This is a genomic window from Paraburkholderia sp. BR10954 (genome assembly GCF_040965775.1).
Classification (GTDB): domain Bacteria; phylum Pseudomonadota; class Gammaproteobacteria; order Burkholderiales; family Burkholderiaceae; genus Paraburkholderia; species Paraburkholderia youngii.
In genome coordinates this window covers 157672-167520 of the sequence record NZ_JBFRCK010000015.1, presented here as the reverse complement: position 1 = coordinate 167520, position 9849 = coordinate 157672, and the positions used below count along the sequence as shown (strand labels likewise).

Sequence of the window (9849 nt, the reverse complement as noted above, 5' to 3'; positions counted from 1 at the left end):
CAATTTTCTGTCGTGGACCCGATCGTTGATGAGCACCGTTGCACCGCAGACTGTTACGCGCGAAGCGCGTGATCGACGGCACCGGTAGAGCAGAGACGGTAGAAATGCAAAAGAACATGGTGTGGGCTGACAACGCGAAGTCCGTTGTCGGCAGCCAAACGCCCCCACGTAACAGCGCTGATCGCGCTGGCGCTGGCGGTGTCGTCCGCATTGAGCGGCTGTAGCTCGTTGTACTCGGAAGGCGCGGTCGCGGGCGCCGGTATCGCGGGTGCCGAAGACGACGAGCACGGCCGCGTGACCGTCAGCCGCCTGATGAGCACCGGCGCGCTCGACTGCAAGGAAATCGTCTTTTCCGTCGATCAGAACGCAACGCGCGACAAGCCCGCGAGCAGCGCGTTTTACATCGCATCGGTTTACCCCTTCGACGGCCCCTATGGCGATTCTATTCGTGCCATAGCGATCAACCTGAATCCAGCGCGATCAAGGCGATCCCACCGAGCTCGCTGTGGGACGTTCGACGCAGGTGGGCCGGTGCCTCGACCAGCATGAACTCGAGCGTCGGACGCACGTGCAGTTCTTGAATGTGGCCGCCGACGGTGCGGCCGCCTCTTAGTCCAAGGAGTCCGTGCAGATGCAGCGATGGCCGGCCATCGTCTCCCTTGGCGACATCGCCCAGGATGGAGATCACCTCGCACTGCTCGTCCACGGAGATCGGCTCATAGGTCTTTGTTTCCCAGTTGAGCCATGCCAAGACGCCGCACTGCAGCGCGCCTATCGCACTGACCCGGGCGCCTTCGATCCCATTGTCGCCAGCGAAAGCCTTGAGGCCGCCGACGGCTTCCTCCCCCGTATCGAAGACGACCACGTACGTGCGGCCACCTTGGGCGTCGGTCTCAAGAAGCTTCGATTTCATGTTGGCTCTCCTCTGTCTTTATCGTCTGCTATGTGCACTCTGCAATTCCGGAATTTACAAAGGGCCGGGTGAATCGTGTCGTGGCCCATCTTGCAAACACCTGCGGCACTCAGGACAGTCGTGAGTACCGCGCAACTTGCCGGGGCGACAAATGACGCGTCAGCGGTCGGGCGTCGAAGGCGTGGATACGGCGGAAAGCGTCGAAGAAGTGCCGCCGTCCGCAGTCGTTGCAAGGTCCCCGAGCGCGATGATGCCGACGAGATGCTTTTCCCGATCCACCACGGGTAGCCGGCGAATCTGGGCATCCTCCATTTTCTTTTGGGCTACATCGAGGTCCTCGTCTTCGAAGCACCAGTTGACCGGGCCGCTCACAATGTCCTCTATCGGCGCGTCGGACGACATTCCTGCAGCGATCGCGCGCACGACGATATCGCGATCCGTCACCATACCGAGGAGGTTGGCGCCATTGCAAACCGGCAAGGAGCCGACGTTCAGTTCGTCCATTAATTTCGCCGCTTGCTGAATACTTTGCGCTGCGCCGATCGTGGCGACGTCGCGAGTCATTACTTGTGCTACTGAGGTCATGGTTTGCTCCTCGTAGAGGTTGAACTGTAGTTTCAATCGCAGCACGGGCCATTCCAGAAACGCGGTTGGTTGTTTGGGTATGGGCATTGCGGCGACCTATTCGTGTCATGCCAGAAATGGGTTCTAAAAGGTGTGTTGCTTCGGTGCGTCAGCCGCTGTAAGTCAAGCGCCGCGCCCGAAGTCCACGCCGCCCACAGACAGTGTCATGCATAGCGTAAAACGGAATCCACGCAACCAGGCTGACCGCGCGCAGAGCACCATCTGCCCGCCTTGCGGCACGCAGTATCCACCGTCGAGCACACCGCCGCGACAATGTGCAATCTGTTGCGACGTTCGTCAGTTCGTGCCGCGCGAAGGTCAGACATGGACCGATCTCGCGAGCCTGCGCGTCAAGCACGCAAACGCGTTCAAGCGGCTACGCGCTGGCCTGTACGAGATTCGCACGCAACCGCCATTCGCGATCGGACAGCGTGCGCTGCTGGCCACCACCGCTGCCGGCAACGTGCTATGGGACTGCGTTACGCTGCTCGACGATGCCACGGTCGACATCGTCGATGCGTTGGGCGGTCTCAGCGCAGTGGCGATCTCGCATCCGCATTACTACGCGACGATGGTCGAATGGGCACGAGCCTTCGGCTGTCGTGTCTGGCTGCACGACGCCGACAGGCAATGGGTGATGCGCGACGATCCCGCGTTGCTGTACTGGTCCGGCGAGCGCATCGCATTGAATGACGAGGCGACGCTGTTGCGGGTTGGCGGACATTTTCCGGGTGCAACCGTGATGCACTGGTCGAACGGCGCGGGTGTGCTGCTATCGGGCGATGTGCTGCAGGTCACGCCGGGACGCTCGCACGTTTCTTTTATGTACAGTTATCCCAACTATTTGCCCTTGTCGGCGAACTGCGTGCACGCGATCGAACAAGCGCTCGACGGCGAAGCGTACGACGCCGTATACGGCAGTTTCGCGAATGCGGAGATCGAGCGCGATGCGAAGCGGGCGGTGGCCGATTCGGTTGCAAGGTACGTGGCGCTTCTCGACGATCGCCCGGTGTGATCGTCGATTGCGCAAACGAAGGACGAGTGAAAAGTCCAGCGCGGGAGGCGGCGCGTGACGACCGCTTACGCGCGCGTAGGAAATGAAAGACATTGAAGGGTACAAGGCTTGCTCGATCGTCGGCACATCGAAGAAGGAGAAGCCCATGTCCAACGATCGATCGACGAGCGCTCCTGGCCGCGAGTCGTTAGCGCAAGACAACACGCCCGCGGACCAGGTGTCCCACGGGCGCCGCAAGGTCGTGCAAAGCGCCGCGGCCGGTCTGGCCGCGGTCTTCGCCGGAAACGCGCTCGCAGCCGATCCCGGCGCGCCAGGTAGCCAAGCCGCTGACGCACCCGCAGCGCCTGCCGTTCCCGACGCGAACGCGGCGCTAAGCGATCCGCGCGATCTGTATCCGCACCCGCCGTTTCAGGATCAGCAGCAGCCGTGGCCCGGCCTTGCGAGCCGCATGACGCCGCGTCCCGATCATGGCGAGTCCAGCTATCGCGGCAGCGGACTGCTGGCGGGCCGCAAGGCGTTGATCACCGGCGGCGATTCGGGCATCGGTCGCGCGGCGGCGATCGCGTTCGCACGCGAAGGCGCAGACGTATCCATCATCTATCTGCCCGCCGAGGAGCCGGACGCGAGCGAGGTCGTGGCGCTGATTCGCGGCGCGGGTCGCAAAGCGCTTGCGATACCCGGCGACCTTCGCGACGAAGCGTTCTGCAAGCAGGCCGTCGATCGCGCGGCGAACGGCATGGGCGGCCTCGACATCCTCGTCAACAATGCGGGACGCCAGCACAGCCACGATTCGATTCTCGACATCAGCACCGAGGATTTCGACTGGACCTTACGCACCAATCTGTACGGCATGTTCTGGATCACGAAGGCTGCGATCCCGCATATGCCACCTGGTGCGGCGATCATCAACACGAGTTCGGTGAATGCCTACAATCCGTCGGTGAACCTGCTCGACTACGCGATGACGAAGGCCGCGATCGCGAACTTCACGAAGTCGCTAGCCAAGCAGATGATCTCGCGCGGCATCCGCGTGAACGCGGTGGCGCCCGGTCCGTTCTGGACGCCGTTGCAGGTCAGCGGCGGCCAGACGATGAAGAACCTCGAGAAGTTCGGCGGCGACACACCGATGGGACGTCCGGGTCAGCCTGCGGAAATCGCGCCGGTTTATGTGGCGCTGGCGATGACGCGCGCGAGCTATGTGACGGGGCAGGTGTATGGCGCGACGGGCGGCGAGGGTCCGCCGTGAGCGCATGGGACAAGGGATCGCTGCGCGACGCGATGCGTGGAACACGCCGTTTTCTACTTCGGGTATGCCCACGGCGGGCAACCGGCCCGATTTTCGCAAAGCCAGTAGTAGCAGGCGGCTTCGTGAGAGGCAAAATCATCACCGCGCTCACGAAGGCGTTCTCGCCATTGGGCAACGTCCATTACCGAAGCATGCGCACCGTCGGCGGTCCAGAGCGCTGCCATCAGATATTTGTCTACTTCGATCGGCGTCCCATTAACGATAACAGTCGGGATTGCCAGAGATTCAGTCAACATGGACCAGGTCACGCTCGTCGATTGCAGTAGTATGACGGTACGCCGATTGCTAGCGCCGATGTGTGTTCGTAACGGCTGCGTTTCGGACACGACGCCTACGACTCCGCGACCGTGGTCGCGCGCCGCGGACCCGAACCGCGACGACGGAAGATTTACGGTTGAAACTTGTCAACCTCGGAAGTTATTTGAGTAACAGGCACCGTGCGGGCGGCCAGTTCTGGCCTTGAAATCCAGTCAAAGCGGAGGTTATCTAACGACGTGCTTGCGGCTACCGTTGACGTCCCGCACAATTTCCTCACGACGTATGGGTGGCGACGTGGGTTTGTGGGTAGGGAGGGCAACATGGCTGGACGACAGTTGCATCGACTCAGCTCTCCGCAGGTCGCGAAAGAGGCGACGGGCCGCGGCACGTATCGCGTGGCGAACGCGTAAGCGCAGCGGCTTCTGACTGCCGCGAAGCTGCCGTTACGCCAGCGCGACGACGGCAATCTCGACCAGCAGTTCCGGCGCGGCGAGCTTCGCCTCGACGGTCGCACGAGTGGGCGCGCAGCCCGGCGCAAGCCACACGTCCCACACGCTGTTCATGCCCGCAAAATCGCGCTCGATATTCGCGAGCCACACCTGGGCCGACACCAGACGCGTCTTGTCGATGCCTGCCTTTTCCAGAAAGCCGTCGATCTTCGCCAGCACGCTCGCGGTCTGGGTTTTCACATCGGGCGCACGATCATTCGACGTCTGGCCGCCGATGAACACGAGTCCCGCTGCCTTGACGACGCGGCTCATACGCTGGTTCGTTTCGATTCTCACGATGTCGGACATACCTTGCTCTACTCCTTGCTTTGACTACAGGAAAGCACGCCGGGCGGCGCGCGGGTGCGATCAGTGCGCGGCGGCGCTGGCCGCCGGCTGCGGCACGGACTGGCGCGTAAAGCGGTCGATCGCGAAGTCGTCGAGCGGCAGCGAAGCCTTGCCGTCGAGCACGAGTTCGGATACGAGCCGCCCGCAGGCCGGTCCAAGCTGGAAACCGCTGCCGCAATAGCCGAACGAATAGATGAGATTCGACGCGCGGCGGCTAGGTGAGAGCACGGGCAGCGCATCGTCGGTGAATGCTTCGACGCCGGCCCACGCGCGGTTCACGCCGAGATGCCGCAAATGCGGGAAGAGATCGACGACGGTATTGGCGCTACGCACGAGCCGCGCGAAATCGACTTCGCCGTGCCGGCCGTGCAGATCGGCGATACCGATCAGCTTGCCGCCGATCACGACGGTGCCATTGTCGAACTGCTTGAACGACAACGGACGCCCGGTTGCACCCAGCGTCGCGCGGCAGAACGGCGCGACGCGATGCGTGACCATCAGCATCAGCCCTTCGGGGTGCACGGGCACGCGCTCACCCACCTGTTCGGCCAGTTGTCCCGCCCACGCGCCCGCCGTGACGACGAGTTTGTCCGCGCTGAACTCGCCGCGCGGCGTCTGCGCGAACCAGCGCGTGCCGCGCTGCTCGATGCGGGTGACGGGCGTGCCTTCGAAGAACGCCGCACCATGCCGCTGCGCGGCGAGCCGGAAGGCGGTGGTTGTCCTGAACGGCAGCGCATAGCCGTCGCGCTCGACCCAGATGCCGCCCGTCACGTGTCGCGCGAGCGCCGGCTCGAGTTCGAGCACGCTCGCGCGGTCGATCAGCTTTTCATGCATGAAGCCGTGCGCTTCGAGTTGCGCGACGCGCGCGCGGCATTCGTCGAGTTCGGCTTCCGTCTCCGCGATCTTCAACTGGCCGGACGGCACGAAGCCGCCGTCGTCGCCGATCGTTTCGCGCAGGCTGTGCCAGATTTCGCGCGACATCAGCGCGAGCGGAATCTCGGGCAGCGGCCGGCCGAGCGTGCGCACGCCGCCCGCATTGACGCCCGACGAATGTCGCGCGACGTAGTCGGCTTCGAGCACGATCACGCTCGCGCCGCGCGCGGCCAGATGGAACGCGCTGCTCGAGCCGTGCAGCCCGCCGCCGATCACCAGCACGTCGGCTTCGCGCACGGCGCTGGAAGAGGACAGGGCAGCGTCATTCACCGGCGAGTTCTCCGAGCGTCAGCGGCTTGATGGGCGGACGGATGCGGTAATAGCCGACTTCGCCCGGCGGCACCTTGCGCGCGTCGGCGATGATTTCGGTGACGGTCAGCCCGCACATGCGTCCCTGACACGGGCCCATCCCGCAGCGTCCGAACGACTTCGCCTGGTTCGGGCCGAGGCAGCCGAGTTCGACGAAACCGCGCACTTCGCCCGCCGTCACTTCCTCGCAGCGGCACACGACTACGTCGTCGCGCGGAATGCGGTTCGCGTCGCGCGGGCGGTACAGGCTGTCCAGAAACGGACGGATGCGCATCACGCTCTCCAACGCGCGGCGGTGCGGCGCGGCTTCGCGCTCACAGGCGGCTGCATCGATTGCACCGAGTTGACTGGCAACGCGCAGCGCGGCGAGCGCGCCCTGTTCGGCCGCCGCCAGCGCACCGCCGATACCGCCGCCGTCGCCCGCGACGAAGGTGCCCGGCACGTCGAGTTCGCCCCATGCGTCGGTGGTCGGTGCGAAGCATAGCTGCGCGGCGTCCCAATGGTGTTGGGCACGCAACGACAACGAGAACTGCGTATTCGGCACGACGCCCTGATGCAGCAGGATCACGTTCGCGTCGATCCGCTGCGCACGGCCTTGCGTGGTGAAACTCAGCGCGGCGGCGCGCTCGACGCCTTGCGCGTCCTGCTTCGACTCGACGCGCAGATCGTCGGCGGCTTCGTAGATGGGCACGCCCGCGGCGCGCAGCGTGCGGATCAGTTGCAGGCCCTTGCTCAGGAACGGCCACGCGCGCAACGCCGACAGCAGATGTTTCTTCGCGCGCCAGCGGTCTTCGTGACGAGTCGTGTCGACGAGTGCGCGGATCGGCACGCCGGCACGCACGTACTGCCAGCCGAGGAGATAGAGCAGCGGACCGCAGCCCGCCAGCACGGGCGGCTGGGCGGGCACCTCGCCCGCGCTTTTCAGCAGGATCTGCGCGGCGCCCGCCGTCAGTACGCCGGGCAGCGTCCAGCCGGGAATCGGGAACGGCCTTTCCAGCGCGCCCGTGGCCAGAATCACGCGGCGTGCTTCGAAGCTGCCGACTTTGCCGTCCTTCAGATAGTGCACGGCGTGCTCGCGCGTCACCTGCCACACGGACGCATGCGCGACATGCCGTGCGCCGGAGCGCGCGAAGGCGTCGGCGAGCGCTGCGCCCGCTGCGTAATCTGGGCCGAGAATCTCCTTGCGGCGCGCATCGGCGCCGCCGATCGCACGATAGATCTGCCCGCCGACGGCGTCCTGCTCGTCTAGCAGCACCACTGACAGGCCCGCGCTCGCGGCGCGCGTCGCCGCGCTCATGCCGGCGGGACCGGCGCCGACCACGACGACATCGACGGCTTCCGAAGGGAAACTCGACACGGTTTCGGCAGCGTAATCAGCGGGCATGAGCGTCCTCCAGCGACACATCGACGGGCGGCAGATCGCGCGCGCCCTCCTGCGAGCGGATGCGCATGCCGGCGCGCACGGTCACCATGCAGCTTTGCCGGCTCGGCACGCCGTCGATCTCGACGAGACACTCGAAGCACGCGCCCATCATGCAATACGGCGCGCGCGGCGCGCCCGAGACGGGTGTCGCACGGAACCGCGCGATGCCGGCAGCGAGCAGCGCCGCCGCCACCGACCGGCCGCCCGGCACGCGCAGCGGCTGATCGTTGAACCAGATGTCGACCGGCGCATCGGCGCCGGGCAAGGCCTTGAAGAGCGGTGTGGAGGTCATGTCGGAATCAGTGAGCGGGGGTGAGTGCAGGGGATTCGAGAAAGCGCGTGCCGGACAGCGCGGGGATTTCATCGGGCATCGCGCCGCCGGCGATCCACGGTGCGATGCGCAGCGCGTGCGCGGCGGCCAGCGTCACGCCGCTGTGGCAGGTGACGACGAACGCGCCGGGATGGCGTGCGGATTCGTCGTAGATTGGAAAACCATCGGAGCTGTAGACGCGCAATGCGGCCCACGTGCGTACCAGCCGGACGTTCTTCAGCAGCGGAAAGGCGCGCACGCCGCGCCGCGCGATGTCGGATAGCACGGGCGTCGTCGTGAAATCGTCGAACCCGACTTCTTCCATCGAATCGCCGAATTGCAGCGTGCCCTCGTCGGTTTGGCGCACGTTGAGGGTCGGGTAACGCAGGAACGGCGCGACGCGTTCGCTGATCAGCACCTGTCCGCGATTCGGTGCGACGGGCGCATGCAGTCCGACGTGCGGCGCGAGCGCGCGATTGCCGAGGCCCGCCGCGAGCACGACGCGCGCCGCGCGGTAGGTGCCGCGTTTGCCTTGTACCGCGAAGCCGCCGTGTTCGGGTGTGATGCGCAGCGCTTCCTCGTTGTTCACGAGCTTCACGCCGCGCCGCTGCATGCCCGCGTGGAGCGCGCGCAGCAGCTTCAGCGGATTGACGTGGCCGTCCATCGGCGTGTAGCTCGCGCCGATCACGTCCGGGCCGATTTCGGGAATACGCTCGCGCACCTCGCGCGCATCGAGCAACTGATACGGGTAGTCGCCCAGTTCACGCTGCAAGGCGCCGAGACGCTTCGCGCGTTCGGCGATTTCGTCTTCGGAGAAAAAGAAGTGGAAGCCGCCCGGCTGGCGCAGCGCGACGTCGATACCGGTTTCGTCGAGCAACGCCGCAGCGAGCGACGGCCAGCGCGAAGCCGAGCTGCGCGACCAGCGTGCATACGGCGACAAGCCATAGCCCTTGCCCTGAATCCAGACCAGCCCGAAGTTGCCGCGCGACGCGCGCAACGCGCCGTCGTCCTGGTCGAGCACGGTGACGTTCGCGCCTTCGCGCGCAAGGCCCCAGGCAACGGCGGAACCGACCAGTCCGCCGCCCAGCACGAGCACGTCGGGGTTGTCGGAAACGTGATGAATCATCGAGCTTCTCCAATGAGGATGCGGTCCAGTCCGACCATGCGGTCGAGCAGCACCATCAGCAGAACCGTGCCGACGATCAGCACCGCCGACACCGAAGCGACGAGGGGATCGATGGTCTGCGCGATCTGGTTGTACATGGCGACGGGCAGCGTGGTCGTGCCGGGTGTCGCGACGAAAATGGTCATCGTCAGCTCGTCGAAGCTCTGGATGAACGACAGCACCCATCCGCCAGCGACGCCCGTGCGGATCATCGGCAGCACGACGCGGCGAAACGCGGTGAAGCGGCTCGCGCCGCACGACAGCGCCGCGCGCTCGGCATCGCGATCGAGCCCGACGGCCGACGACAGCGCGAGGCGCAGCGCATACGGCAGCACGATGATCACGTGCGTCGCCACCAGCGCCCAGAACGAACCGCTCAGATGCAGCAGCGACAGAAAGCGCAGGAACGCGATGCCGAGCACGACGGCGGGAATCATCATCGGCGACAGGAAGAAGCTCATCAACGCGCCACGGCCCGCGAAGCGATAGCGCGCAATCGCGAGCGCCGCGGGCACCGCGAGCACGACGCCGATGGTCGCCGCCGCGAACGCGAGCCGCACGGAAAGCCAGAATGCCGACGCGATGTCGTCGTTCTCGAGAATCGCGCGAAACCAGCGCAGCGACGCGCCGTCGAAGGGCATCGAAATGAAGCCCTTGTCGGTGAACGCAACCAGCATCACGACGACGAGCGGCGCGAGGATGAAAGTGAGAAACAGCGCGTTGAACAGCAGACCCCAGAATCCGTTCTGTTTCATGG

At 65.3% G+C, this 9849-nt stretch carries 10 protein-coding genes and 1 pseudogene; 3 read left to right on the top strand and 8 right to left on the bottom strand.

Features of this window, described 5'->3' with window-relative positions:
• Positions 1-104: 104 nt before the first annotated feature.
• Positions 105-432, top strand: a pseudogene (locus AB4Y34_RS21695) (hypothetical protein); the annotation flags it as partial.
• A gap of 28 nt (positions 433-460) precedes the next feature.
• Here AB4Y34_RS21695 and AB4Y34_RS21690 read toward each other — a convergent pair.
• Both AB4Y34_RS21690 and AB4Y34_RS21685 read right to left on the bottom strand, forming a co-directional pair.
• A complete protein-coding gene (locus tag AB4Y34_RS21690; protein ID WP_368717181.1) occupies positions 461-913 on the bottom strand; it encodes a PPC domain-containing DNA-binding protein in 453 nt (150 codons plus the stop codon).
• Positions 914-1072: 159 nt separating this feature from the next.
• Complete coding sequence (locus AB4Y34_RS21685) at positions 1073-1498, bottom strand: CBS domain-containing protein (RefSeq protein ID WP_368717186.1); 426 nt, start codon at positions 1496-1498, stop codon at positions 1073-1075.
• A gap of 343 nt (positions 1499-1841) precedes the next feature.
• Between AB4Y34_RS21685 and AB4Y34_RS21680 the strand changes: the two genes are divergently transcribed.
• Positions 1842-2552, top strand: a complete 711-nt coding sequence (locus AB4Y34_RS21680; protein ID WP_217910572.1) for a hypothetical protein — start codon at positions 1842-1844, stop codon at positions 2550-2552.
• 145 nt (positions 2553-2697) lie between these two features.
• A complete protein-coding gene (locus AB4Y34_RS21675; RefSeq protein ID WP_368717180.1) occupies positions 2698-3798 on the top strand; it encodes an SDR family oxidoreductase in 1101 nt (366 codons plus the stop codon).
• Between the two features lie 761 nt (positions 3799-4559).
• Here the strand turns inward: AB4Y34_RS21675 and AB4Y34_RS21670 are convergent.
• Genes AB4Y34_RS21670 through AB4Y34_RS21645 form a run of 6 tightly spaced genes read right to left on the bottom strand, consistent with a single transcriptional unit; the run spans position 4560 to position 9847 of the window.
• Entirely contained in the window at positions 4560-4913 is a 354-nt protein-coding gene (locus AB4Y34_RS21670) for a RidA family protein (protein WP_176123671.1), read from the bottom strand.
• 60 nt (positions 4914-4973) lie between these two features.
• Positions 4974-6155, bottom strand: a complete 1182-nt coding sequence (locus AB4Y34_RS21665) for an NAD(P)/FAD-dependent oxidoreductase (RefSeq protein ID WP_368717179.1) — start codon at positions 6153-6155, stop codon at positions 4974-4976.
• Positions 6148-7578 carry an FAD-dependent oxidoreductase gene (locus tag AB4Y34_RS21660; RefSeq protein ID WP_368717178.1) on the bottom strand — a complete coding sequence of 477 codons (1431 nt, stop codon included), beginning with the start codon at positions 7576-7578 and terminating at the stop codon, positions 6148-6150. Before AB4Y34_RS21660 ends, AB4Y34_RS21665 begins: the two co-directional genes overlap by 8 nt.
• Positions 7568-7909, bottom strand: a complete 342-nt coding sequence (locus tag AB4Y34_RS21655) for a (2Fe-2S)-binding protein (protein WP_012406215.1) — start codon at positions 7907-7909, stop codon at positions 7568-7570. Before AB4Y34_RS21655 ends, AB4Y34_RS21660 begins: the two co-directional genes overlap by 11 nt.
• Positions 7910-7916: 7 nt before the next feature.
• Entirely contained in the window at positions 7917-9053 is a 1137-nt protein-coding gene (locus tag AB4Y34_RS21650; RefSeq protein ID WP_368717177.1) for an NAD(P)/FAD-dependent oxidoreductase, read from the bottom strand.
• The gene (locus tag AB4Y34_RS21645) at positions 9050-9847 is read right to left on the bottom strand and encodes an ABC transporter permease (RefSeq protein WP_368717176.1); all 798 of its coding nucleotides are present in this window, start codon (positions 9845-9847) and stop codon (positions 9050-9052) included. Before AB4Y34_RS21645 ends, AB4Y34_RS21650 begins: the two co-directional genes overlap by 4 nt.
• Positions 9848-9849: the final 2 nt, after the last annotated feature.